Below are 24,350 nucleotides of genomic sequence, written 5' to 3' on the forward strand. Positions count from 1 at the left end.
GACGGCTAATCGCATACGAAATCCATTTAATCAGTGCCCCGGCCATCAAAACGGGGCGCTTTTCAACAGCCTGCTAGTCCCACCCGATCCGGTGCTTCTCCTCCGTCTCGCGATGGCGCCAGTCGTCGTCCGCGTGAAGATACTGGCTCGTCGTCGTGAGCGATACATGGCCGAGGTTGTCGCGCACGAGCCGCAGGTCGACGCGGCCGTCGGCCATGTGCGAGCCTGCGCTGTGACGCAACCAGTGCGCGGATGCCTGTTCGAGCACGCGCGCCGCCTGCTCGCCGGCCTCGCCATTCGCACGTAGCCGGTCGGCCGCGTGCCGGAACACCTGCTTCACGATCCGGTGCAGCGCCGCACGCGTGAGCGGCTTGCGCGTCTGGCCGACCGGCAGCACGAGCGGCGTCGGTTCGCCGTCGAGCGGCAGCGCGGGCAGGCCGTGCGCACGCCGGTAGCGCGACAGCTCGGCCATCATCTCGTCGGTGGCCGGCACGAGCCGCTGCCGGCCGCCTTTGCCCGTCACGTCGAGCCACCAGCGCGCGTGCCCGTTCGCGTCGCGCCGGCAGAAAAATTGCCCCATCGTCGTATCGGCTGCTTCGGTGATGCGCAGCCCGCCGAGATACAGCAGCGTGAAGAGCCACCGCGCGCGATCCGCATGGAAGCATGCGCGTGCATCGTCGCGCGGCATCGCGGCGATCGCATCCTTCACCGATTGCCACAACGGCTGCCCGAGATGGCGCGTGACGCGCGGCGCGGGCCGGCGCTGCCGCTGACGCGACAACGCGAGCGGGTTGCCGGCCAGATAGCCGGCCTGCACGAGCCACGAGAACATCACGTTCAGGATCACCAGCGCCTGCCGCTGGCTCGCTGCCGACAGCGGCCCGTAGAACGGCCGCCAGCGCGGATCGTCGCGCGGATGCTTGCGGCCGCCGTTCGCGCACCATAGCTCGGCCGGCGCGGGCGCGAGCAGGAACTGCCGGTAGACGACGAGATCCTCATGCGTGAGCGACGACAGCGGCTTGCCGCATGCGATCACGGCCCACAGCAGCAGGCGTTCGGCTTCCTTGCGGTAGTTCTGGAACGTGGTCGGCGTATCGACGAAGCGCGCGAGCCACGCACGCACGGCGTCGAGGTCGTTGGTCGCGGCGATCTGCGGATGCGCGCTGCCCGACCGATTGGTGCCTGAGCGTCCGTCGAGCGCGGCCGGCACGGTCAGCGTATCGATCGGCAGCGGGCGGAGTGCAGTGTCGGGCGAAGCGGATGCGGTCATGCGAAGGAAACGCGCTGCGCGAATCGCACGGGCGTGGCCGGGCGCACGACCGCAGCGCACGAAAGCGTATCGGGAAGCGCCGATGGTACACGATCACCATACGGTGAAGCCGCCGTCGACGGCGATCGCCCGGCCGGTGACGAAGCGCGCGGCGGAACCGGAACACGGTAACGTATCGGCTCGCACGCGACATCCGATAAACGACGGCAGTCGAGCACGTTCAGTAAGGTGTTTGTGAACCTTCTCACCGGGCGGTTCGTCTAATTGGCCCTCCAACGCTCGCAGAGGCATACCAGATGATTCACAAGATTCGAACGCTGCTCGGCGCGGCCGTCATTGCCGGCAGCACGCTCGTCGCCGGATGCCAGACCGACGCCGCTGCCATCGCGCCGAGCGCGGCGCGCCCGGCCGACGGCACGCCCGTGACGAAGACGGTCTATGTCGCGCCGCAGTCCGCGCGCTGCACGGGCGTCGCGCCGATGGAGTGCCTGCAGGTGCGCAGCAGCCCGAGCGAGCCGTGGAGCCTGTGGTATGCGGGAATCGAAGGGTTCGCGTACCAGCCCGGCTACCTGTACACGCTCGAAGTCGACGAATACCGCGTCGCGCGGCCGCCGGCCGACGGTTCGTCGATCCGCTGGGTGCTCAAGCGCGTCGTCGAGCGCAGCCAGGTGAACTGACGGCCGCGATCACGCGGAAGGGCGCGCCGCCGCACCGGCCGGCGGCGCGGCCGTATCGATCCGCCGGAACACGACCGACGACAGCAGCGTCACCGCGCCCATGCACGCGAACGACAGCATGAACCCGTGCGCCATCGAGCCCCGATAGGCAGCGAACAGGTTGACGAGCCCGCCGCCGATCGACACGCCCAGCCCCATCGCGAGCATCTGCATCATCGTGAACAGGCTGTTGCCGCTGCCGGCATCGGCATGCGACAGCCCCTTGAGCGTCACGCCGTTCATCGCGGCGAACTGCATCGAATTCGCCGCGCCGAACACGATCAGCAGCACGCCTTCCAGAACAGGCGCGGGCCGCGCCGACACCAGCGCGAACCCCGCGATCGCGAAGCCGACGATCCCCGTATTCACGACCAGAAACGCCGCATAGCCGAAGCGCTTCACGAGCGGCGCGATCCAGCGTTTCGCGACGACGCCCGCGATCGCGGCCGGCAGCATCATCAGCCCGGAATGCAGCGGCGTATAGCCGAGCTGCACCTGCATCAGCAGCGGCAGCAGGAACGGCACCGAACTCGTGCCGATCCGGCACAGCAGGTTGCCGAGCAGCCCCGAGCCGAAGTTCGGCTCGCGGAACAGCCCCAGCCGGAACAGCGGCTGAGTGCGGCGCCGCGCGTGGGGCAGGTACGCCAGCGCGCTCGCCAGCCCGAGCCCGGCGAGCCCGGTCGCCCACGCGGTGCGGTGCGCGGACATCGGCGGGTCGATCGCGAGCGACAGCGCGATCATCGCGGCCGACAGCAGCGCACAGCCGACGAAGTCGAACGGCGGCGGCTGCGTCGCCTGGTCGTGCGGCAGGTAGCGTTGCACCGCGATGAAGCCGATCACGCCGACCGGCACGTTGACGATGAACACCCAGTGCCACGAAATCGCCTGCGTGAGCCAGCCGCCGAGCGTCGGCCCGACGATCGGGCCGAGTTGGCCGGCGATCGACACGAACGCGATCGCCGCGACGTACTGCTCGCCCGGCACGCGGCGCAGCACGGCGAGCCGCCCGATCGGCAGCAGCATCGAGCCGCCGATGCCCTGCACGGCGCGCGCGACGACGAGCTGGCCGAGCGTGTGCGACGCCGCGCAGCCGATCGACGCGACCACGAACACGAGGATCGCGACCGAGAACACGCGGCGCGTGCCGAACCGGTCGGCGAGCCAGCCGGAGGCCGGCGTGAGCATCGCCATCGTCAGCGTGTAGACGACCACGACGGGCTGCATCGCGAGCGGCAACGCATGCAGGCTTTGGGCGATCGACGGTAGCGCGGTGTTGACGATCGTCGTATCGAGCGACTGCATGAAGAACGCCGCGGCGACGATCCAGAGCAGCGCGGAATGTGTGGGTTCGCGGGACATGGTGAAATCGGTGGTACGGAAGACGGGCGCCGGCGCGGGGTCGCGCGGCGGCCGCCGGGCCTCAAGCGCTCGATGGTACCGATTCCGCCGGTCATCGGGAAGCGGTCTCGCCGACCGCATCGAGGGCATGTTCGTCGTCGGCGGGACGCTGCTCGACGTGGCGCAGGCGCGTTTGCGCGGTCGCGCGGCGTGCCGCGCGTGCGTCGTGGCGCTTGGCGATGAACGGATGCTCGACATAGCGGTAAGTCAGCAGCGAACACAGGACGGCAACCAGCGCGCATGCGAGCGCGAGCGCCCAGATGCCGGAATCGCCAGCCGAATTGATCGGGAAAACGAACTTGTTGAACGCATGAATGATCATGTACACGATCACCATGTGGATCATGTAGATACTGAAACTGGCGGTGCCGAGCAGCGCGAGCGGCCGGGTGTCGAGCAGGCCGTAGAACGTGTTCCCGCTGGCGATGCAGAGAAACACCGGGAGCAGCGGCAGCGCGCCTTCGATCGAATAGCGTTCGGCCGGGGACGGCGACATCGCGAGGATCAGCAGCGCGACGGTCGCCGCCGGTTTCGTCGCGAGCCGCGCGCGGATCGCGGGGTGCCGCGACACCTCGTAGGCCACCGCGCCGAGCGCGAACAGCAGCGCCATGCCGCCGGGCGGCCCGAACAGCGCCGCGCACGCCGTGACGATCGCGAGCGCGAGCAGCTTGCGCCACGCACGCGTGGCGACGAACCAGGCGAGAAACGGAACGGCGACGTAGAACCGCCATTCGTAGGCGAGCGTCCACCAGACGCCGCTCAGATACGGCGTCCGCTCCGCTCCGTTGATCGGGAACGCGCCGAACCAGCCGAGCGAAACGGTCTTGAGCAGGTCGGCCAGCAACTGCGTCGGTGCGCCGACGGCGTTGCGGGGAAACCAGTAAAGCGTGCAGACGACGATGACGGCCGCGTAAAACAGATAGAGCGGCGCGACGCGTCGCACGCGTCCGACGAAGAAGGTCCGCACGTCGAGCGCGCCTCGGCATGCGCGTTCCCAGAACAATAGCCCGGTGACCATGAAGAACATCGCGACGGGAATCGTGCCGAGATTGCGCAGGAAATCGGTGCCGGCACCCCAGACGCCGGTCGACAGCAACGCCTGGTTGCACGCGAAATGATGGAAGACCACGGAGACGGCCAGCAGGCCGCGGAAACCGTCGAGATTGCGATAGCGCATCGACAGCGACTTGTCGACGGCCGACCGGTAGAACGGCACGTGTCGCGCGACGAGCCACGCGATGATCGCCACGGCCGCAACGCATGCCGGGAAGTAGAGTTTGTCGGGTGTCGGGGAGAACAGGGTTTCCAGAGAGGGCGTAACAAAGTCCACTGAAGAGCGTCTCGTGTCTTGGATCGGGATGTCAGGCACGGATGGTCGGATGGTCCGCGTCGATGCAAGGTCTTCTGCGCGCTTCGCACGGCTTTCGATCGCCGGTCTTGTGATCCGATGGTATCAAACGATTGCGAGCGTCGCGGGCGATGTGGCGGCCCGTTGTGCAACACGATGTTTCAGGGCGAATCGATGCGGGCGCGTACTCGTCGTGCTGGTCGCCTGCGGGGCTCGCCTCGCAAATCCTGTTCCTCGCCGGTCGGACATTCGTCGTCGTCAATGGCACGCGACTGGCCATTCGGCCGGCTTCCCCGTCGTCCGGCGCGGGCTTACCTTGAGCGACAGCAGTTCGATGCGTCGGGCCAGCGGCGGAAGAAGGGCGGATTCCTGCCGTCCGCTGCCGCTGGTCTACGCCGACCCGGGATCCGTCCGGTCCTGAAGATGATAGCAATGCTTGCAATTTACCTTCATGGCGCTATCATTGCTAGCAAATCTGGATGGAGGTACTCATGGCAAATCTTCTGGTGCGTAACGTGGATGACACTATCGTTCAAAGCCTGCGCGAGCAGGCCGCGGCTAATGGCAGGAGCGCCGAGGCCGAACATCGAGCCATTCTGGCCGAAGCGCTCGGCCGACCGAAGCGGCGCACATTCGCGCAAGTGCTGATGAGCATGCCGGAGGTGGGCGAAGACGCGGATTTCCAACGTGTTCAGGATTCAGGCGAGGTCAGGCGTGTTTTTGATTGATACGAACGTCATCAGCGAAATCAGGAAGGGCAAGCGAACCAACCGCGGCGTGCGGGCGTTCTTCAGGCAGGCCGAAGCCGAAGCGAGCCCGCTTTACCTGTCCGTCGTGACGGTGGCCGAGCTGCGGCGCGGCGTCGACCTGATCCGTCATCGCGGCGATCACCCGCAGGCGTCGGCGCTCGAGGCCTGGATGGCGATGATCGTGTCCGGCTATGCGCCGAACATCCTATCGGTCGATATCGAGATCAGCCAGATGTGGGGGCATTTGCGCGTGCCCGATCCGACGCACGAACTCGACAAGCTGATCGCGGCCACCGCACTGATCAATGATCTGACGGTCGTCACGCGCAACGTCGACGATTTCGCTCGCACCGGCGTTCGGTTGTTGAATCCGTTCGACTAGCGCCGGGGGCGGGCTCGATGCCGCGTGCGACGCATTCGCTGTTCGCGCCGGGCACCATCGCGCTGTAGACCGACATGCTGGGCTTCGTGGTGGTGATACGAATCGGAGCCGCAGTAAAAGCGGGCGGTCAGCAAAGAATGAGGGATGCATTCAAACGGGTTGTGTCGACTCAAAACCTCCGTCATGGAACGCGTCCGAAGCGCTCTTGCTTGTGCGCCGCATCAAAATAACTTGACGAAACGTCCGGTACCGCGTAGTGTCCGAGACCGAAGTCATCAAGAAGTCCGATTGCTCATCATTGGCCGTACACCGTGCGGCAGTCGTTGGTCTCTCCCTCTTTGATTCTTTCTGTGCCCGTCGCGGGCGCATGTTCAATTATTTGTATTAAGGAAGTATTTGTGGATACCGGTACCGTCAAGTGGTTCAACGAAACCAAGGGCTTTGGTTTCATTTCCCCGGACAACGGCGGCGACGATCTGTTCGCCCATTTCTCCGAAATTCGCGGCACGGGCTTCAAGACCCTGGCCGAAGGCCAGAAGGTCAGCTTCGAAGTGAAGCGCGGCCCGAAGGGTCTGCAAGCGTCGAACATCACGCCGCAGTAAGCCGCATCGGCAGCGGTCGCCAAGCGGCGGCCGATGCCGGATGGAGTATCGCGCGGGCGCCGCATGACGGCGGCCTGTGCGTTCCGATGCGCACGACCGATGCATCGCGACATTCACGATGCATCGGTCGTGACGCCTCCCTCATCGCATGCGTGAACCGCATGCGACGCAACGCCCTCGCGAAGCGCACGTCGTTTCGCGAGCGCATCACCGCTTCAACGCATCAACCCGAGCAGACCGCCGCCATGCCGTAGCTGGCGCGGTCCCGACTTGCGCGGCGCTGCTGGCGCCGCAGCCACCGACCGCCCGAACGTCGCAACGCGCCGGGCTCCGATCGCAAGACAGGCCCGAGGCCCGTCTGAACGAACCGATCCCGGCTGCCTGCCGGCCGCCGTCCCGTTTGCGGGAGCGGCGCCGGGCAGTTGCCGCGGCCGCGGTCAATCACCTTGTCTGGAGGAATTGGTTTGGCAAAAGAAGAACTGCTGGAACTGGACGGAATCGTCGACGAAGTGCTGCCGGACAGCAAATACCGTGTCACGCTGGAAAACGGCGTCGTGGTCGGCGCGTACGCGTCGGGCCGCATGCGCAAGAACCACATCCGCATTCTCGCGGGCGATCGCGTGACGCTGGAACTGTCGGTGTACGACCTCACCAAGGGCCGCATCAACTTCCGGCACAAGGACGCGAATTCCCCGCGTCCGCCGCGAAGCGGGCAGCCGCGCCGCTAAGCGGCCAGGACCGGTGCGCAGCAACGCGCACCGATCGCCAACTGTCCGGCCCCGTGGCCGGACGAACCGGATGAACGGCGCACGGTGCGCCGTTCGTCGGTCGCCAGCGGCGCCATCGCGCCGCGGCGGCTACTTCTACCTCTCCCGCCTTTGCCGGCGCCGCGCGTGTTCCTCGCTCAGGCGGCCGCGTCCCGCAGGAAATCCTCGATCGCCATCGCGAAATACAGCGAACATTCCGGCATCGGTTAATGCCCGCCATTCGGTATCGTCACGAGCCGCGCGTTCGGATCGCATGCGACAAACGTCGCCTGCATCGCTGAAACTGCACGGGCCGACGATCGACCGTGCACGCTGCGACGCCGTTCGCCCGCGGCTTTACGCGCGGGCTGGCGTGGCAGTACATCGAGGAACTGATGCCGGCGCTGCTGCAGAGACGCGCCGAGCACCGGACGCGCAAGTGTGGCGGGACGCATCGTCGAGCGAAGGGCGAGCATGCAGCTGACGCGTCATGCGGCCCGCTGCACGCTGACTGCCGATACCATTGCGCCCGTCAGTTGAACCACCGCGCCGGCGAACATCGCCACGCGCAGGCTGGCCGCGCCGCCGTGCGCGGCTGCGAACGCCGTGCCGAGCACCGCGATCCCGAGCGTCGCGCCGGTCATGCGTGCGACGTTGACGAGTGCGCTCGCGGTGCCCGAGCGCGCGGCGTCGACCGCGCCCACCGCGACGGTCATCAAAGGACCCGTCGCGACCCCCATCCCGAGCCCCGTCAATGCGAGCCCGATCTCCGCGCCGAGCAGACTCGACGAACCGGCCGATGCGCCGATCGCGGCGAGTCCGCTCGCGATCACCGCGACGCCGCCGGCCGTCGCCGCCCGCGTGCCGACGCGCTCCGACAACCGCCCGGAGCACGGCGACACGGCGACGAACAGGAGCGCCATCGGCAGCAATGCGAGGCCCGCGCCGGTCGAATCGAGGCGGCCGGTGCTCTGCCACGTCAGCGGCAGCAGGAACAGCACGCCATACATCCCGAACGTCATGCCGGTGGTCGCCGCGATCGCGCTGCGAAACGCGCTGATCCGGAAAATGTCGAGCGGCACCAGCGCGGATTCGCCGTGGCGGCGCTCGATCGCGACGAACGCAACGAACGACGCAACCGCGATGCAACCGGCGACCGCACATGCGACCGGCGCCTCGCGGAACACGATCGCCGCATACGCGAGCGCGCCGAGCGCGAGTGCGCCCGTGACTTGCGCCGCGCCGTCGAAATGCCGGCCGTGCGGATCGGACGACTCGGGCACGGCCGGGATCGCGAGCAGCATCGCGGCGATGCTCAGCGGCACGACGACGAAAAAGATGCTGCGCCAGCCGAAATGCCGGATCAGCACGCCGCCGAGCGTCGGCCCGATCGCCATCGCCACGCCGTTGCACGCGGCCCAGATGCCGAGCGCGCGGCCGCGTTCCACCGGGTCGCGCCACACGACCCGCACGATCGCGAGCGACGCCGGCAGCAACAACGCCGCGCCGACGCCGGCCAGCGCGCGTGCGGCGATCAGCACCGACACCGACGGCGCGAGTGCGCACAGCAGCGACGCGATGGTGAAGACGGCCGTGCCCGCCAGGAAGACGCGGCGGCGGCCGTACAGGTCGGCGAGCAGTCCGCCGGTCAGCAACAGCACCGCGTACGTGAGGTTGTAGCTGTCGACGACCCATTGCAATGCGCCGACACCGGCATGGAAATAGGCGCTGATCGCGCGTGTGGCGAGATTGACGACGGCCGTGTCGACCTGGGCGACGAGTACGGCGAGGCACAACGTGAGCAGGGTCACGCCGCGGCGTTCGAGGGCATGGTCGGCGCGTTCTCCGGTATGGGCCATGGCGACGTTCCTCGGCAGGCGATCGTGCGACCTTAAGCGTGGCCTGCTGCCAGCGTGATGTCAGCAGGCGTGTGCATCAGGCAAGGGCAGCGGGCGACGCAAGCGTCATGCCCGCATGCATGCGCGGGCCGGCACGTCCCGCGCCCGCGGCAGCTTGAGCAGCACGTCGGCGTTCATGTCCTACGGGCTGCCGGCGAGCCGCTGACGGGTCCTGTTCGACGGGAATGTCGCATGCCGGCATCCCGCACTTCGGTTCCGCGCGCGTCACGAACAGCAGGAACGACGAGCGGGCGCCCGCATGGCCTAGCGGTAGCGCATCGCGGTCGAGGCGGGTCGGCGCGTCCAATGATCGGCCCGACGAGATCGCCGGCGGCGTTCGGAATCGCGAGCACGTCAACGTCTGTGTCGATCCTCACCCGATTGCATGCCACGTCGAACAGTTCCAGTGGCATTGTTGTCCGCGTACTGCGGCAGGGCGTCGCGGAGCCCATCGACTTCCACGAATACCGATGCGCACTTGCCGTCGAGCACACGGCCGGTTCTTCAGCGAATTCCTCGACGTTCTTGAGCGCGACCGGATCGATCGAGCGCGACGACACCGTTGCGACGATTCCGCCGTGCGGCGCGACCGCTGCATGCGCGATGCCGCGTACACCAGCGGTCGACACCGGATCGATTGCGTCACGCATCGCCATTGGCTTAAGATCGTCGGGAGACCATCCCACGACCATCCCACGCCTTCAGCGTCAATGAAAAAGAGCCTAAGCCTGCGGGTCGCCGTCATCGCGTCGGCGGTTGCCGTGTACAGCATCTACATGCACGTCCAGCAGTTGATCAGCGGCTGCATGTGGGTCAGGGGCCATCAGCGCTGCAGCTTCGAAAACAGCACGAATTTCCAGGGCTGGATGGATCTGGACCTGATGATCACTTGTTGCTGGGTCGCCGCGGCGGTGGTCGGGTGGATTTCCGTTGCGCAGGGCACGAAGAAACCGGGTTAGCCACGTCATGCAGGTGCTGCCCGATTGAACGGGCACGAAATACCGCTCGACCCGGATCGAATCCGTCAATCCGTGACAACGCGCATTCGCTGACGAGTGGAGACGGTGCGCTCGATGCATTCGCGCCCCAAACGAACGCTGATTCCGCTGCCGGCGGACGAGATCATGCTGATCTCCGGCGACAGGCGTTGCATCGCGCGCTGCGCGAGGGGAGGTTCCCGTGCAATTTCCAGCAGGATCGGTGGTCGCGCTCAGCTCGGCCGCGGCGACGATGTTCTCGATCGGCATGCTGTTTCTCGGCTACTGGGGATGGCACGAAGCATTGCCCTGGCGGTTCGGCGACTACGTCGTGATCGTTCCCGCGCTGGCCGGGTTCGCGTGCCTCGCCAGCGTGCCGTTTCTCGCGACGTCGCCGATGAAAACGCCCGACGACGAGTCGCGAATGTTCGTCGCGCGACGCGTGTTTCTGTGCGGCGCGAGCGCGGTGTGGTGTGCAATCGTCGTGTCGCTGTTCGTGTGAGAACGGGGTGACCGGACGGTTGCCGGCACAACCGCGCGAACCCATCCCGAAACGTCTTACGTGAGGCCGAAACCCGCGGTTTTCATGCTGTCGTTATCGCTTTGCTTTCCCCGGTCGCGTGCACTAGATTCGAAGCGTTCGTCCGTTTCCGAGCGCGAGGTGAAGCCATGACGCCGTGGGAGATTCAGGGCACCGAAATGATCAGTTGCAATTGCTCATACGGTTGCCCTTGCCAGTTCAATGCGTTGCCGACCAACGGCAACTGCGAAGCGATGGGCGCGATTTCGATCGACCGCGGCCACTACGGCGACGTGGTGCTCGACGGCGTCAGGATCGCGGTGGTGTTTCAATGGCCGGGTGCGGTTCACGAAGGGAAAGGCAAGTGCCAGCCGATCGTCGACGAGCGCGCGAGTCCGGCGCAGCGCGACGCCGTGCTGAAAATCATGACCGGTCAGGATACCGATCCATTCGCGACGATGTTCTCGGTGTATGCGTCGACGCTCGAGCACGCGTTCGATCCGATCTTCACGACGATCGATTTCGACGTCGATGTCGACGCGCGGCGCGGCCGGATTCACGTGGACGGTGTGTTCGATGCCGCCGGCGAACCGATCCGCAATCCGGTGACGGGAGACGAGCACCGTGTGCGGATTGACCTGCCGCACGGTTTCGAATACGAGCTGGCCGAGATCGGTTCGGGAACGGGGCGCTCGCAGGGCAACATCGAGCTGAATCTCGACGGAACCTATGCGCAATTCGCTCGGCTGCATCTGAACAACCACGGGCTGATCCGGCATCGCGTCGCGGCATGACGCCGGTCGATACATGGCTCGCGCGCGAGCGCGCCGTCACGCTGCTCGGCATGGCCGCGCTCGTCGGCCTGTGCTGGTTTTACCTGTGGACCGGCGCGGGAACCGGCATGTCGGCACGGGAGATGACGACCGTCGCGCTGTTTCCGCATCGGCTGGCGGATGGCATGGGCAGCATGGATCCGTCTCTGCCGACCGTGATCGCGATGTGGTGGGTGATGATGATCGCGATGATGACGCCTGGCGCCGCGCCGCTCGTGATGCTGTACCGGCGCGTGCTGCGGCAGCACGGCAACGGAGCGGCGGGATCGGCGTTCACGTCGGTGGCGCTGCTGGCCGGCTATCTGACGACATGGCTCGCGTTCTCGATCGGCGCGGCGTTGCTTCAGGCGCTGCTGCAGCCGGCCGGGCTGATCTCCGCGATGATGCTGTGGTCGAAGAGCGCACTCCTTTCCGCCATCGTGCTGGCGCTGGCCGGGCTCTATCAATTCTCGCCGCTGAAACGCGCGTGTCTGCGGCAATGCCGTGCGCCGGCGGCGTTCCTGGTTGCGCACTGGCGTCCGGGCGTTGCCGGCAGTTTCCTGCTGGGCGCGCGGCACGGTGTGGTTTGCGTGGGCTGCTGCTGGTTGCTGATGGCGCTGCTGTTCGTCGGCGGCGTAATGAATGTCGTGTGGATCGTCGCGTTGTCGCTGTTCGTGTTCGTGGAAAAGGTCGTGCCCGGCGGCGATCGTATCGGCCGCGTGCTGGGTGTCGTGCTGATTGCGTGGGCCGGTGTGACGTTGATCGTGTGATGCGCGGCACCGGCTGGCGGCAGAAACACGCCGGGTGCGACGGGAGACGCTCGATGAAGATCCGCTTTCACACTGTCGCCATGTCGTTTGCGATGGCGGTCATTGCAATGCCGGCGCTCGCGGGCGGCGACATGTCGGGCATGAATTCAGGCGATGCGAGCATGTCGGCGCAGGATTCGAAAATGACCGATGCCGAAGTCAAGGAAATCGACGCCGGGCGCAGGCGCGTGACGCTGAAGCATGGCGCGCTCGACAACATCGGGATGCCGCCGATGACGATGGCATTCAGGGCCGGCGACGCGGCGATGATCCCGTCGCTGCATGTAGGCGACAAGGTTCGGGTTCGGGTGGAAAACGTCAACGGCACACTGACGATCGTGAAGCTGGTGAAGCGACCGTGACGACGATCCGGCGTGCGCACGGGTGGGCGCCGTCGGTTTTTCCCTTCTTGTGCTACGTAACGCAGGGCCGGTGTTACGTCAGTGTTATCGGAATGCCTGCCCGGGCTGAGCCGGGCAGCACGATCCGCATCCGATGCGCGCTTCCCCGCCGCGCGGCGTGGACGTCCATTGCAAGGCGACTGTGAAACTGTGAAGGAGGCCGATGGAAATGGCACGGTAGATGCTTGGTGGAGTGATCGCGCTGAATAGCGAACGGGGGCTTCCATGCAAGATCACTTCATCAAGGCGAATGCTGCACTCGCCGCCGCTGCCGCTGCGTGTGCACTCGCGGCGTGCGGCGGTGGGGACGTTACGGCACCGACGCCGGCAGGTAACACCATCGGGACGAGTACGAGCGGAACTAGCGGAACTAGCGGAACTAGCGGAACTAGCGGAACTAGCGGAACTAGCGGAACTAGCGGGACTAGCGGCATCGGCGGAACGAGCGGAACCAGCGGCACACCCGGCACGAACGGCATCATCAGTTCCGCCGGCGCAGTCGTGCTGGCCGCAGGGGCGACGCTCGGCGACGTGACGTTGCCCGGGGTCGGCAAGGCCGCGACGGCCGGGCCGGCCGACACGGTCACCGGCGTCGGCACGATCATCCGCGATACGACGAATGCCGTGAGCAACGGTATCGGCCAGATCGGCTTCACGCCGAACCCTGTCGGCGGGACGGTCGCGGGCCTCGGCACCCTCGTCGGCTCGACCGGCAACCCGGTCAACGGCCTCAGCGAAACGGTGAAGGCGCTCGGCGCCGGCCCGCTGTCGCCGCTCGCGCCGTTCGCGACGCCCGTCGGCGGCCTGCTCGACACGGTGGCCGGCGGCCTGAAGTCGGGCGGCGCCATGCTCGGCTCGGCGCTGTCGTCGGGCCCGGTCCAGCAGGCGACGCAAGCGATCAGCACCGCGATCACGCCGGTCGTGACGACGGCGGGCCAACTCACGCAGCAGGTCGGCACCGCAACCGGCCTCGGGCAGCCGGTCGCGGGCCTGCTCGGACAGGTCGGCGGGGCGATCACGTCGGCCGGATGGCAGGTGACGTCCACGTCGCCTCAGCCGATCGTCGGCGCTGCCGGCAGTCTCGTCCGGTCGGTCGGCAACACGGTGACCAATGCGGGCGGCCTCGTGAACCCGAGCGGCGCGAATGGCGCGGCGCCGATTGCCGGTCTGGTGACGAGCGTGGTCGGCGGCATCCCGGCGACCGTGCACAACGGCTCCGCGACCAGTACGAGCGGCGGCGGCTCGTCGCTGGGCGGTCTCTCCAATCCGCTCGCGCCAGTGACGTCGCTGGTGGGCGGCCTGCTCGGCGGCGTGGCCGGAAAATAGCCGGCCCGTACCGCGTCATACGGGAACCCGGCCGAATGACCAGGGAAGGACCGCCATCGGCGCTCACGGGTCCCGCCCGGGACCATCGGACAATCCCGAAACCGTGGCCCGCTACCTGCGCGTGTCGCCGGGCTTCGACGCCGGCCGCGCGAGCCCGCGCGCCGGCAGCGGCGTCGACATCACGATCGACGTGCGCGTTTCGCCGTACAGGTTGATGCGTTCGATCAGCTGTTCGAGATGGGCCATGCTGACGGCGACCAACCGCATCACGTACGAATCCGCGCCCGTCACGTGATGGCATTCGACGACTTCGGGAATCGTCTCCAGCAGCTTGAGGAACTTCGCTTTCGCCGGTTGCTGCACCGTGATGCCGATCAGCGCGCTCACCGGATAGCCGGCCGCGGACGGATTGATCCGCGCGGTGTAGCCTTCGACCACGCCGGCTGCTTCGAGCCGCTTCACGCGTTCCGTCACGGCCGGCACCGACAGGTGGACCTGGCGCGCGAGCTGCGTATAGCTGAGGCGTCCGTTGTCCTGCAACAGCGCCAGTATCTTCCAGTCCAGATCGTCCATCGCGGCGGGAGTTTTTAAGGTAGAGCCGCCATTTTTCCTCAAAAACCGCATTCAGCGGGGCGCGGATTTTCCCTACGATGCCTGTTCGAGCCACTGGATGTGGGAAAGGAGCAGGCGATGTTGTTCATCAAATCCGTCGTGATGGGGCTGTCGATCGCGGTGCCGGTCGGCCCGATCGGCATGCTGTGCATTCAGCGCAGCCTGAGCCGCGGCTTCCGGGCCGGATTCGCGACCGGCATCGGCGCCGCGTGCGCCGATGCGATTTACGGGCTGCTCGGCGCGCTGGGCGTCGCGGGCATCGTCACCGCGTTCCCGATGCTGACCGTCGGCCTGAAGATCGGCGGCGGCGCGTTTCTCGTGTGGCTCGCATGGACCCTCGCGCGCCAGCCGCCGGCCGCACCGGTGGGGCAGCGCGAGTTGCCGCGTACGACCGTTCTGCGCGATTTCCTGACGACGTTCGGACTCACGCTGTCGAACCCGATGACGATCGTGTCGTTCGTCGGGATCTTCGCGGCGCTCGGCCCGTTGCCGGGGGCGCGGGAAGGCGCGATGTGGGCGACCGTCGCGTGGATGGTGGCCGGGGTGTTCGTCGGCTCGGCCACGTGGTGGCTGTGCCTGAGCAGCGCGACCGCCGCGCTGCGCGCGAAGCTGTCGTTCGCGTTCATGCACGGCCTGTCGCGCATGTCGGCAGCGGTCGTCGCGGTATTCGGCGCGATCCAGCTGGTCGCGGGCGTACGTGGCTTGATCTAGGCGCGCGGGGCAGCGCGGGTCGAGCGGATCGCGTCGACCGTCGTCCGGATATGGGCGAGCAGCTCGAGCATCACCGTTTTCCGGAAGTACTGGTTGATCGCATGCTGACGACGATATCGGACGGCAGCGCCTCGATCGCGTGCCGAACCGACAGCAGATCGTCGACGAGCCGTGTCAACGCGTCGGGTTCCCATGTGTCGAGCGCAACGGCGATGTCGTCCGGCCAGAGGCCGAGCGCATCGATGCCGCAGCATCCGGCGACACAGTGGATCTCCAGCGCGTCGATCAACGGCATGACGGCCGCCAGATGCGGATCGACGTCGATCGCCTGCGCGTGGCCGCCGGCAAGATCGCCGCAGGCGATCCAGCGATCCGGGCCGACGCCGATGTCGTTCTTGTGTGCGTTGCCGTTCATCTTCGCTCAATTCGATGCGTGCAAATGCAAGTGCGCATGCACGAAGCGCGCGATTTCCTGGCTCAGCTCGAAATCCTCCGGCGCGCCCATGAACCCGCCGTGCGGCATCCCTTCGAATATGTGCAGTTCGGTCGGCACCTGTGCGCGGCGCAGCGCGCGATGCAGCCGCACGGCGTTCGACAGGAACAGGTCGCGCGTGCCGCTCTGGATGAAGGTCGGCGGGAAGCCGGCCGCGAAATCGCCGAACAGCGGCGACAGATACGGATGGGCGAGATCGGCGCCGTTCGCGTAGAGCAGGTTGTTCGCCATCAGCGGCGCCGGCAGCACGACATCGACGAGCCGGTTGGTTTCGAAGCTGTCGCCGGATTCGGTCAGGTCGGCTTCCGGCGACAGCAGCACCAGCGCGGCCGGCAGCGGCAGGCCCTCGTCGCGGGCGCGCAGCACCATCGCGGCCGCGAGATTGCCGCCGGCCGAACGGCCGCCGATGACGACGTTTTCCGGTGCGTAATGCTTCAGCACGTAGGCATAGGTTGCGACGCAGTCGTCGAGCGCGGCGGGATACGGATGCTCGGGCGGCATCCGGTAGTCGACGCCGTAGCATCGAATGCCGAGCCGGTCGGCCTGCATTTGCGCGCCGGCACGGCACGCGGCGCCGCCGCCGACGATCAGCGCACCGCCGTGCAGGTCGATGATTGCGCATGCGCCGGACAGCGCCGCTTCGGGTGTCGCGACGTGCACGTCCGCCGCGCCGACCCGGATCGTCTCGACGCCCGAACGCAACGAGCCGGCGAACTGCGCGACAGCGGTCGCGTAATGCGCGTCGGCGCTGGCCTTCACGCGCATCCATGCGTCGATGTCGTCGACGGCCGGCATCGCGTGCAGCGCGTTCAGCGGCACGCCGTCGTCGCCGGTCAGGCGTTGCAGCGCGGCGCGCGCTTCATCGCTGATCGAGGTCGGGAAGGGAACGACACGGCTCGGCAGCACGACGCCGTCGGGTTTGTCTTTCATCGCTTGGGTTCCGTTCGGGGCGTCATGCGGGCGAAGGCCAGTGGCGCAGCATCGCGTCGAGCGCATCGAGGCTGCGCGACCACGACGCGTCGGCATCCGGTGCGCTGTGCGAGAAGCCGCCGGCGTTTTCGAGCGTCACGTAGCCCATGAAGAAGCCGCCGAGCAGGCGGATCGCATGCGCGTGCTCGGCATCCGGCAGGTCGTAGCTGCGCAGCACCGCCGACGTCATCCTGACGAGCTGCCCGCCCGCGCTCGCGGCGGCGCGCTCGGCGCCCACCGGATGGCGCGCGGCGGCGAAGCGGCCCGGATGCGCCCGTGCGTAGTCGCGATAGACGTTCGCGAGCGCGGCCAGCGCGTCCTTGCCGGTGCGGCCGGCCAGCGCGTCGGCGGCGCGATCGGCCAGTTCCTGCAGCGCGAACAGCGCGATGCGGCTCTTGAGATCGTCGAAGCTCGGGATATGGGAATACAGGCTCGCCAGCTTCACGTCGAAATGCCGCGCGAGCGCCGCGCCGGTGAGGTGCTCGAAACCGGCTTCATCGGCGAGTTGCGCGCCGGCTTCGACGAGTTTGTCCACGGTAAGGCCGGCACGCGCCATGACGAATGCTACGAAGATTAGTCAAAAACCTAATTCTATTAGCTTTCGGCGCGATGTCAATTTCATGCGCGTGCCGGCGTGGCGCGTTGCGCCGATGCGTGGGGCCGTCAGAACGTATAACTGACCTTGCCGAACGCGGTACGCCCGAGCGTGTTGTAACCGTACGCGGTCATGTACTGCCGGTCGAACAGGTTCGACAGCGATGCCGACACCGTCAGGTGCGAATTGATCCGGTACGACGCGCGCAGGTTTACCGTCAGGTACGACGCCAGATACTGCCGGTTGGCCGGATCGTCGAACGTCGAGCCGCCGTACAGCAGCGACGCGCCCGTGCTCAGCGCATGCAGCTTCAGTTCGTCCCACGTGTGATCGACGTTCAGGCTGACCGTTTGCCGCGGCCGGCGGCTCAGCCACGTCCGGTTCGTTTCGTCCTGCGGATTCAGGATGCCGACCGCGACGCTGATCGGCGTCGAGCGGCCGATCGTGCCCTTGTACGACAGGTCGATGCCGCGAATATGCGAGCGGCCGATGTTCATCGGCGAGAACGTCGCCGGGTTGTACGCGATCAGGTTGTTGACGCGCGTGTCGTAGATCGCTGCGGTGAACGTGCCGTACGCGGTGTTCGCGTCGAGCGCGGCCTCGACCGACGTGCTGCGTTCCGGGCTGAGGTTCGGGTTGCCGTAGCCGGGGTAGTACAGGTCGTTGAACGTCGGCAGCCGGAACGCGTTGCCGTACGACATGCGCGCCGTGTAGACCGGCGTGATCGCCCACGACAGTGCGGCGTTGCCGGTGTTCACCGCTTGCCCGGCGATGATCTCGTGACGGCCGGCGACGAACATCGTTACGCTGCCGAGCGTCGCCGACTGGTGCAGCGAGAACGCGGAATCGTTGCGCGTCGGCACGCCGCCGGGAATGTCGACCGGCAGGAACGCCTGTTCGCGCGTGAAGTCGTACGCGAGCTTCGATTCGCCCGACAACGGCAGGCCGAACAGGTGGAATCCGTGCTCCTGATGAGTCAGCGACGTCGACGTGCTGATCCGCTGCGAATTGATCTGGTCGGTCGCGAGGGCCGGGTCGTCCGCGTAGATGAACTGGCGGTCGTTCGCATAGCCGAACGACTGGTCGAACTGCGTATCGGGCGTGATGTCGAGATGGAACGCAACGCCCGTCGTCAACTGGTGGTCGAGCTCGCGATTCGCGTAGCCGCTGTTGTCGTAGGACAGATCGGAGCGGTGATACAGCGCGAACGTCGAGATCGACCAGTTGTCGCGCGCATAGCCGAGCCGCGCGTCGAGATCCTGCGCGTGATACGGATTGCGGCCGTCTTCGTGGCCGTAGAAGAACGGCCGCGTCGCATCGATGCCGGCCGTGTTGTAGTCGTGCAGCCCGAGCGAATAGGTGAGGCCGCCGAGCGCGGCCAGCGGCCCGGTCGACGGCACCGTGCCCGACGTGCGGAACTGCGTGTCGAACGTCTTGTTCGAGCCGCCGCCGGCCGACACGGTGGTCCGGTTCGGCTGGTTGGCGGCGCGGCGCGTGAAGAGTTGCACGACGCCGCCCATCGCGTTGTTGCCGAACGACGCGGCGGCCGGGCCGGAGATCACCTCGACGCGCTCGAACGCTTCGGTCGGCAGGTCGGCCCACGGCGCGATGCCGGTGGTCGGCGAGCCGATCCGGATGCCGTCGATGAACACGGCGACCTGACTCGCCGACGAGCCGCGGATGCTGACCGACGCGGACGAGCCGGGCCCGCCGTTCTGCGCGACGGTCACGCCCGGCAGCGTCGCGAGCGCCTGCGTGATGCTCGGGTCGGCGGGCGACAGCCGGTCGAGGTCCTCGCGCGTGAGCACCTGGGTCGACGCATAGCGTCGGTCGAACGATTCGGGCAGGTGCCGCGTGTCGGTCACGCTGATCGTCGGCAGGTCCGCGCCGGGCGCGGGCGCGGCGGGCTGCGCGAGCGCCGTTTCGCCGGCCGCGTGGGCGAGCGGGGAAAGCAGCGCGGTGGCGGCGGACGTGGCGAGCAGGTGACGAATGTTCATGAGGCGGCGGGACGAGGCGTGTGACGTGTACGGCGATCGCGGGCGGAGGGCGGGCAGGTGGCGCATGCCGACGGCGCGTCGGTGCGACGCTTCGGGTCGGGAAGCGGATTCGGGAACGATGGACATCTGACGGATCCTGAGGTCGGGCCGTCCATGCAACGGGCGACCGCCGGGGGCGGTGCCGCGCGCATCGGGACACCCCGCCCGGTGCGGCTGCGTGGACCTCGGGTCGATGGCAGGTCTCCTGGCTCGCGGGTCCTCATCCGTGCAGGCCTTCCCGGTTTCCCAGTGGCATGCGGTGGCACGGATTCGCCGCTCACAGTTGCGGGGGCAGCCGCAGATTCGGGGCGTTGCCCCTGCTGCGTTCCCTTTTGATCCCGTCTCCGGGAACCATCAGCGCGCAAGGGTAATGGCGGGCGGTCAGGGACGTCAATCGTCCGGCCGCGCGCGGGTGCGAAAAAACGTCATTGCCCGGCGGCGGCTTTCCGAATCCTTTCGTTCGAGGGGCGCGGGCCGCGTTTCAGGTCTGAAGAAACGGCCGGGTTCGAACGCGTCCGGTCGCGCCGGAACCGGCGGCCGTCGTTCCGAAGGCCGGCGGCCGGCGCGTGTCGTTATCGATGCGTGCCGCGACGCTCAGGCCGGTGCCGACACCAGCGCGCAGAAGTTCTCGAGATCGACGTTGCCGCCGCTGATCACCACGCCGACGCGCTTGCCCTGCAGCGCATCCTTCATTCGGCGCACGGCGGCGAACGACAGGCAGCCGGTCGGCTCGACGACGAGCTTCATACGCGTGGCGAAGAAGCGCATGCAGTCGACGAGTTCCGCGTCCGTCGCGGTGAGGATGTCGTCGACGTCGCGACGCAGAATCGGGAACGTGAGGTTGCCGAGGTGCTGCGTCTGCGCACCGTCGGCGATCGTGCGCGGGGTGTCGATGTGCACGATCGTGCCGGACCGGAACGATTGCTGCGCATCGTTGCCGGCTTCGGGCTCGACGCCGTACAGCTTCGCGTGCGGCGACAGCGCACGGGTGGCGAGCGCGGTGCCCGACAGCAGCCCGCCGCCGCCGAGCGGCGTGAACACCGCGTCGAGCGGGCCGACTTCGTCGAACAGTTCCTTGGCCGCGGTGCCCTGGCCGGCGATCACGTCCGGGTGATCGTAGGGCGGCACCAGCGTGAGCCCGTGCTTCTCGGCGAGATCGCGCCCGATCTGCTCGCGATCCTCGGTGTAGCGATCGTAGGTCACGACGTTGCCGCCGTAGCCGCGCGTCGCGGCCATCTTCGCGGCCGGCGCGTCCTGCGGCATCACGATCGTCGCGGGAATGCCGAGCATGCGCGCCGACAGCGCGATCGCCTGCGCATGGTTGCCCGACGAGAACGCGACGACGCCGTGGCGCCGCTGTTCCGCGTTGAAGCGCGACAGCGCGTTGAACGCGCCGCGGAACTTGAAGGCGCCCATGCGCTGCAGGTTCTCGCACTTGAAGAACACCTGCGCGCCGAGCGCGTCGTCGATCGTCCGCGACGTCATCACCGGCGTGCGGTGCGCGTGGCCTTCGAGCCGGGTCGCGGCGGCGGCGACGTCGTCGTACGTGGGGAGAGCGGGAGAGTTCATGGTTGCTGGAGGATTGAAAAGTCAGTCGACTGGAATGCGGGGGCGCACCGGGTCACTTCGCATCGTTGTAGACGGTGGCGCGCGACACGCCGAGATGCTGCGACACGATCTCCATCGCGCGGCGCACCTCGAGGAAGCCGTCGGCCTTCAGCGTCTGCATCAGCTCGCGGCGCTGGTCGGTCTTCAACTCGCGCGGCGTCGTCGCAAGGCGCGTCGCGAAGGCGTCGATGCGCTGCCGGATCGCGTCCGCGCCGGCCGGGTCGAGCGTGTCGACGACGGCTTCGCCGTCCGTGCGGCAGAACTGGTTCAGCATGCCCTGGAAGCCGCGGAACAACGTGACGTCGGCATTCAGGCACAGCGCGGCCACATAGCGCCCGGTCGAATCCTTGATGCCGATCGACGTGCTTTTCGCGGTGCGGCCGTCGGCGAAGCGGTTCGGGTAGTTCGCGAGCACCTGCGGGAAATCGTCGTCGGCGATGCGCGCGAGGCCGAGTTCGGTCGCGGGATCGCCGACCGCGCGTCCGGACAGGTTGTTGTGGATCGCGAGGATCGCGTGCTCCGGCGTGCGCAGGTCGTGCACGACGACCTCGGTGAACGGCGCGAACATCTCGCCGAGTCCTTCGGCGATGCGCTGCACCTGTTCGATCAGCGATGCCTGCTCCGACAGCAGCGGTTTGCGGGTTGTACTCATGCGTGATCCTGGTGTGTCGGGGTGTCCGTCGTTTCCGGCCGCGTGATGTCGGCCAGCAGCGGGCGCGCGATCCGGACGTAGTCGGTCGCGTCGAGCACGACCGAGCGATCGAGGCGGCCCGCGTTGAACGCGATCTCGGCGTTGCGCTCGACCAGCGCGGGATCGACGACGAGCGCCACGTTCGTATCGAACACGAACGGCGGTACGGCGCCCATCACGCAGCGCGTGACGGCGGCCGCGACGTCGGGCGACGCGAGCGTCGCCTTGCGCCGGCCGACCGCATCGGCGACCTTGCGAAAGTCGATTTTCAGATGGCCGGGAATCACCGCGAGCGCGGCGCCGTCGCCGCCATCCTTGAACGTACAGAGCATCGCCTTCGCGCCCTGTTCGGGGCGGGTGCCGCGCAGCGCGGCGATCGCGTCGGATTTGCCTTCCGCCGGATGCTCGAGCACGCGAAAACGCGCGCCGGATGTCGTCAGCAGTTCGCAAAGCGTGTCGAAAACGGGAGAGTCGTTCATGTCGCTCCAGGCAGGCCCACGCGTCGAGGCGCACGGGTCAAATAATCGTCCAAGTATAGACGTTTTGTCATTGATATGACAAAGGGCGGCGGGCGTCGTGGCGCCAGTGTGCGCGAAGCGCGCCGATTCTTCAGCAGCCGAAAGGGGGTTTCATATTGCGGGATGCAGGCCGAATTCCTGCCGCCGCTTTTTACCGCCGCTTGAAACCGTGTTTTGCATCGCAAAAACGACTGGCTATCTAATTGAAAAACAAGAGAAATTTATATCTTATGTCTTATATAAGACTTGGCCGAAAACGCGTGAGACAGGATTACTATTGAGTCCATGCAGTTCGCTTCGTCACACGCGGCGGGCACGCTGAACCCTTTACTCAAATGCGCTTCGTTCCCAGGAGATAGACATGTCCCAATATCAAGACGACATCAAGGCAGTGGCTGGCTTGAAGGAAAACCACGGCAGCGCGTGGAATGCCATCAGCCCGGAGTATGCGGCCCGCATGCGTGCCCAGAACAAGTTCAAGACCGGCCTGGACATCGCGAAGTACACCGCGAAGATCATGCGCGCCGACATGGCCGCGTACGATGCCGATCCGTCCAAGTACACGCAGTCGCTGGGTTGCTGGCACGGCTTCATCGGCCAGCAGAAGATGATCTCCATCAAGAAGCACTTCAACAGCACCGAACGCCGCTACCTGTACCTGTCGGGCTGGATGGTCGCCGCGCTGCGCTCGGAGTTCGGCCCGCTGCCTGACCAGTCGATGCACGAAAAGACCTCGGTCAGCGCGCTGATCCGCGAGCTTTACACGTTCCTGCGCCAGGCCGACGCCCGCGAGCTGGGCGGCCTGTTCCGCGAGCTGGATGCCGCGAAGGACGCGACTGCGAAGGCCGCGATCCAGCAAAAGATCGACAACCACGTCACGCACGTCGTGCCGATCATCGCCGACATCGACGCCGGCTTCGGCAACGCGGAAGCGACCTACCTGCTGGCCAAGCAGTTCATCGAAGCGGGCGCGTGCTGCATCCAGATCGAAAACCAGGTGTCGGACGAGAAGCAGTGCGGCCACCAGGACGGCAAGGTCACGGTGCCGCACGAGGATTTCCTCGCGAAGATCCGCGCGATCCGCTACGCGTTCCTGGAACTGGGCGTGGACGACGGCATCATCGTCGCGCGGACCGATTCGCTGGGCGCGGGCCTGACCAAGCAGATCGCCGTGACGAACACGCCGGGCGACCTGGGCGATCAATACAACGCGTTCCTCGATTGCGAAGAACTGTCGGCCGACCAGCTGGGCAACGGTGACGTCGTCATCAAGCGCGACGGCAAGCTGCTGCGTCCGAAGCGCCTGCCGAGCAACCTGTTCCAGTTCCGCGCCGGCACGGGCGAGGCGCGCTGCGTGCTCGACTGCATCACGTCGCTGCAGAACGGCGCCGACCTGCTGTGGATCGAAACCGAAAAACCGCATATCGCGCAGATCGGCGGCATGGTCAGCGAGATCCGCAAGGTGATCCCGAACGCGAAGCTGGTGTACAACAACAGCCCGTCGTTCAACTGGACGCTGAACTTCCGCCAGCAGGCCTACGATGCGATGAAGGCCGAGGGCAAGGACGTGTCGGCTTACGACCGTGCGCAGTTGATGAGCGTCGAATACGACGAAACCGAACTGGCCAAGCTCGCCGACGAGAAGATCCGCACGTTCCAGGCCGATGCATCGCGTGAAGCAGGCATCTTCCACCACCTGATCACGCTGCCGACGTACCACACGGCTGCGCTGTCGACCGATAACCTGGCCAAGGAATACTTCGGCGACCAGGGCATGCTCGGCTACGTGGCGGGCGTGCAGCGCAAGGAAATCCGTCAGGGCATCGCGTGCGTGAAGCACCAGAACATGTCCGGTTCGGACATCGGCGACGATCACAAGGAATACTTCAGCGGCGAAGCGGCGCTGAAGGCAGCGGGCAAGGACAACACGATGAACCAGTTCTGATCATCGTCAGATCCGCAGCACGACGCCAGCTCCTCGGGGCTGGCGTTTTTTTGTCTGCGCGATCGCCGTGCGTTACCCGTACATGGCCTTTACGACGTACTGCGTACTGGCTCGTCGACACCACGTCGATCGGTTCGAAATCGATGAAACGCCCGCGGCGGTTCATCATCTCGGCGCACATTGCGCTGGAATTTCTCGTCATTGCGAACGCTGTCGAA

Annotated in this window: 26 protein-coding genes and 1 riboswitch; of the genes, 14 read left to right on the forward strand and 12 right to left on the reverse strand. The window is 66.7% G+C overall.

Annotated elements, in window-relative coordinates; all coding sequences use genetic code 11:
- Window positions 1-73: 73 nt before the first annotated feature.
- Complete coding sequence (locus J8I35_RS30485) at window positions 74-1,270, reverse strand: tyrosine-type recombinase/integrase (RefSeq protein ID WP_089489399.1); 1,197 nt, start codon at window positions 1,268-1,270, stop codon at window positions 74-76.
- A gap of 296 nt (window positions 1,271-1,566) precedes the next feature.
- Here J8I35_RS30485 and J8I35_RS30490 point away from each other — a divergent pair, with 296 nt between their 5' ends.
- The gene (locus J8I35_RS30490; protein WP_089489398.1) at window positions 1,567-1,947 is read left to right on the forward strand and encodes a DUF4377 domain-containing protein; all 381 of its coding nucleotides are present in this window, start codon (window positions 1,567-1,569) and stop codon (window positions 1,945-1,947) included.
- A gap of 9 nt (window positions 1,948-1,956) precedes the next feature.
- Here the strand turns inward: J8I35_RS30490 and J8I35_RS30495 are convergent, their stop codons facing one another.
- Window positions 1,957-3,345: an MFS transporter gene (locus J8I35_RS30495; protein WP_209928631.1), complete on the reverse strand. Its 1,389-nt coding sequence runs from the start codon at window positions 3,343-3,345 to the stop codon at window positions 1,957-1,959.
- A 91-nt stretch (window positions 3,346-3,436) separates the two neighbouring features.
- On the reverse strand, window positions 3,437-4,714 hold the full coding sequence (locus tag J8I35_RS30500) for an acyltransferase (protein WP_348522292.1): 1,278 nt from the start codon (window positions 4,712-4,714) through the stop codon (window positions 3,437-3,439).
- Between the two features lie 509 nt (window positions 4,715-5,223).
- On the opposite strand from J8I35_RS30500, the gene J8I35_RS30505 reads away from it, so the two are divergent.
- The 4 genes from J8I35_RS30505 to infA all read left to right on the forward strand — a co-directional run bounded on the left by J8I35_RS30505 (window position 5,224) and on the right by infA (window position 7,193).
- Window positions 5,224-5,460 (forward strand): DNA-binding protein, encoded by a 237-nt coding sequence (locus tag J8I35_RS30505; protein WP_069618041.1) that lies wholly within the window; start codon window positions 5,224-5,226, stop codon window positions 5,458-5,460.
- On the forward strand, window positions 5,447-5,863 hold the full coding sequence (locus tag J8I35_RS30510) for a type II toxin-antitoxin system VapC family toxin (protein WP_209928636.1): 417 nt from the start codon (window positions 5,447-5,449) through the stop codon (window positions 5,861-5,863). Before J8I35_RS30505 ends, J8I35_RS30510 begins: the two co-directional genes overlap by 14 nt.
- A 398-nt stretch (window positions 5,864-6,261) precedes the next feature.
- A complete protein-coding gene (locus J8I35_RS30515; protein WP_006483056.1) occupies window positions 6,262-6,465 on the forward strand; it encodes a cold-shock protein in 204 nt (67 codons plus the stop codon).
- Window positions 6,466-6,929: 464 nt separating this feature from the next.
- On the forward strand, window positions 6,930-7,193 hold the full coding sequence (infA, locus tag J8I35_RS30520; RefSeq protein WP_006483034.1) for a translation initiation factor IF-1: 264 nt from the start codon (window positions 6,930-6,932) through the stop codon (window positions 7,191-7,193).
- Window positions 7,194-7,699: 506 nt separating this feature from the next.
- On the opposite strand, the gene J8I35_RS30525 is transcribed toward infA, so the two are convergent.
- Complete coding sequence (locus tag J8I35_RS30525) at window positions 7,700-9,070, reverse strand: MFS transporter (RefSeq protein WP_209928638.1); 1,371 nt, start codon at window positions 9,068-9,070, stop codon at window positions 7,700-7,702.
- 345 nt (window positions 9,071-9,415) lie between these two features.
- On the opposite strand from J8I35_RS30525, the gene J8I35_RS34740 reads away from it, so the two are divergent.
- The 7 genes from J8I35_RS34740 (at window position 9,416) to J8I35_RS30560 (ending at window position 13,954) form a co-directional block, all read left to right on the forward strand.
- Window positions 9,416-9,823: a hypothetical protein gene (locus J8I35_RS34740; protein WP_245170496.1), complete on the forward strand. Its 408-nt coding sequence runs from the start codon at window positions 9,416-9,418 to the stop codon at window positions 9,821-9,823.
- Entirely contained in the window at window positions 9,820-10,068 is a 249-nt protein-coding gene (locus tag J8I35_RS30535) for a hypothetical protein (RefSeq protein WP_050014104.1), read from the forward strand. Before J8I35_RS34740 ends, J8I35_RS30535 begins: the two co-directional genes overlap by 4 nt.
- A gap of 220 nt (window positions 10,069-10,288) precedes the next feature.
- Window positions 10,289-10,588, forward strand: coding sequence for a hypothetical protein (locus J8I35_RS30540; RefSeq protein WP_050014103.1), 300 nt, complete (start codon window positions 10,289-10,291; stop codon window positions 10,586-10,588).
- 167 nt (window positions 10,589-10,755) lie between these two features.
- A complete protein-coding gene (locus tag J8I35_RS30545; protein WP_124639839.1) occupies window positions 10,756-11,400 on the forward strand; it encodes a DUF1326 domain-containing protein in 645 nt (214 codons plus the stop codon).
- Window positions 11,397-12,188 carry a DUF2182 domain-containing protein gene (locus J8I35_RS30550; RefSeq protein ID WP_050014101.1) on the forward strand — a complete coding sequence of 264 codons (792 nt, stop codon included), beginning with the start codon at window positions 11,397-11,399 and terminating at the stop codon, window positions 12,186-12,188. The genes J8I35_RS30545 and J8I35_RS30550 overlap by 4 nt, the downstream gene beginning before the upstream one ends.
- Before the next feature lie 53 nt (window positions 12,189-12,241).
- Window positions 12,242-12,589 (forward strand): copper-binding protein, encoded by a 348-nt coding sequence (locus J8I35_RS30555; RefSeq protein ID WP_124651106.1) that lies wholly within the window; start codon window positions 12,242-12,244, stop codon window positions 12,587-12,589.
- Window positions 12,590-12,853: 264 nt separating this feature from the next.
- On the forward strand, window positions 12,854-13,954 hold the full coding sequence (locus tag J8I35_RS30560; protein ID WP_209928640.1) for a collagen-like triple helix repeat-containing protein: 1,101 nt from the start codon (window positions 12,854-12,856) through the stop codon (window positions 13,952-13,954).
- Window positions 13,955-14,065: 111 nt separating this feature from the next.
- Here J8I35_RS30560 and J8I35_RS30565 read toward each other — a convergent pair whose 3' ends face one another.
- Window positions 14,066-14,527, reverse strand: coding sequence for an Lrp/AsnC family transcriptional regulator (locus J8I35_RS30565; protein ID WP_209928642.1), 462 nt, complete (start codon window positions 14,525-14,527; stop codon window positions 14,066-14,068).
- A 117-nt stretch (window positions 14,528-14,644) separates the two neighbouring features.
- Between J8I35_RS30565 and J8I35_RS30570 the strand changes: the two genes are divergently transcribed.
- A complete protein-coding gene (locus J8I35_RS30570) occupies window positions 14,645-15,277 on the forward strand; it encodes a LysE family transporter (protein WP_209928644.1) in 633 nt (210 codons plus the stop codon).
- A gap of 70 nt (window positions 15,278-15,347) precedes the next feature.
- Here J8I35_RS30570 and J8I35_RS30575 read toward each other — a convergent pair whose 3' ends face one another.
- The 7 genes from J8I35_RS30575 to J8I35_RS30605 all read right to left on the reverse strand — a co-directional run bounded on the left by J8I35_RS30575 (window position 15,348) and on the right by J8I35_RS30605 (window position 22,148).
- Complete coding sequence (locus tag J8I35_RS30575) at window positions 15,348-15,692, reverse strand: DUF6331 family protein (RefSeq protein WP_245170497.1); 345 nt, start codon at window positions 15,690-15,692, stop codon at window positions 15,348-15,350.
- A 6-nt stretch (window positions 15,693-15,698) separates the two neighbouring features.
- Window positions 15,699-16,700, reverse strand: coding sequence for an alpha/beta hydrolase (locus J8I35_RS30580; RefSeq protein ID WP_209928646.1), 1,002 nt, complete (start codon window positions 16,698-16,700; stop codon window positions 15,699-15,701).
- Between the two features lie 22 nt (window positions 16,701-16,722).
- Window positions 16,723-17,274, reverse strand: coding sequence for a TetR-like C-terminal domain-containing protein (locus tag J8I35_RS30585; protein WP_348522293.1), 552 nt, complete (start codon window positions 17,272-17,274; stop codon window positions 16,723-16,725).
- 128 nt (window positions 17,275-17,402) lie between these two features.
- A complete protein-coding gene (locus tag J8I35_RS30590; protein WP_089489393.1) occupies window positions 17,403-19,331 on the reverse strand; it encodes a TonB-dependent receptor in 1,929 nt (642 codons plus the stop codon).
- A gap of 216 nt (window positions 19,332-19,547) precedes the next feature.
- Window positions 19,548-19,741: riboswitch (cobalamin riboswitch) on the reverse strand.
- A 223-nt stretch (window positions 19,742-19,964) separates the two neighbouring features.
- On the reverse strand, window positions 19,965-20,939 hold the full coding sequence (locus J8I35_RS30595; protein ID WP_050014094.1) for a threo-3-hydroxy-L-aspartate ammonia-lyase: 975 nt from the start codon (window positions 20,937-20,939) through the stop codon (window positions 19,965-19,967).
- A gap of 52 nt (window positions 20,940-20,991) precedes the next feature.
- Complete coding sequence (locus tag J8I35_RS30600) at window positions 20,992-21,630, reverse strand: helix-turn-helix transcriptional regulator (RefSeq protein ID WP_050014093.1); 639 nt, start codon at window positions 21,628-21,630, stop codon at window positions 20,992-20,994.
- On the reverse strand, window positions 21,627-22,148 hold the full coding sequence (locus J8I35_RS30605; RefSeq protein WP_050014092.1) for a YbaK/prolyl-tRNA synthetase associated domain-containing protein: 522 nt from the start codon (window positions 22,146-22,148) through the stop codon (window positions 21,627-21,629). The genes J8I35_RS30600 and J8I35_RS30605 overlap by 4 nt, the downstream gene beginning before the upstream one ends.
- A 400-nt stretch (window positions 22,149-22,548) precedes the next feature.
- Between J8I35_RS30605 and J8I35_RS30610 the strand changes: the two genes are divergently transcribed.
- Window positions 22,549-24,132: an isocitrate lyase gene (locus tag J8I35_RS30610; protein ID WP_050014091.1), complete on the forward strand. Its 1,584-nt coding sequence runs from the start codon at window positions 22,549-22,551 to the stop codon at window positions 24,130-24,132.
- The last annotated feature ends 218 nt before the right edge of the window (window positions 24,133-24,350 follow it).

It is taken from the genome of Burkholderia sp. CpTa8-5 (assembly GCF_017815045.1).
In the GTDB taxonomy this organism is placed as follows: domain Bacteria; phylum Pseudomonadota; class Gammaproteobacteria; order Burkholderiales; family Burkholderiaceae; genus Burkholderia; species Burkholderia sola.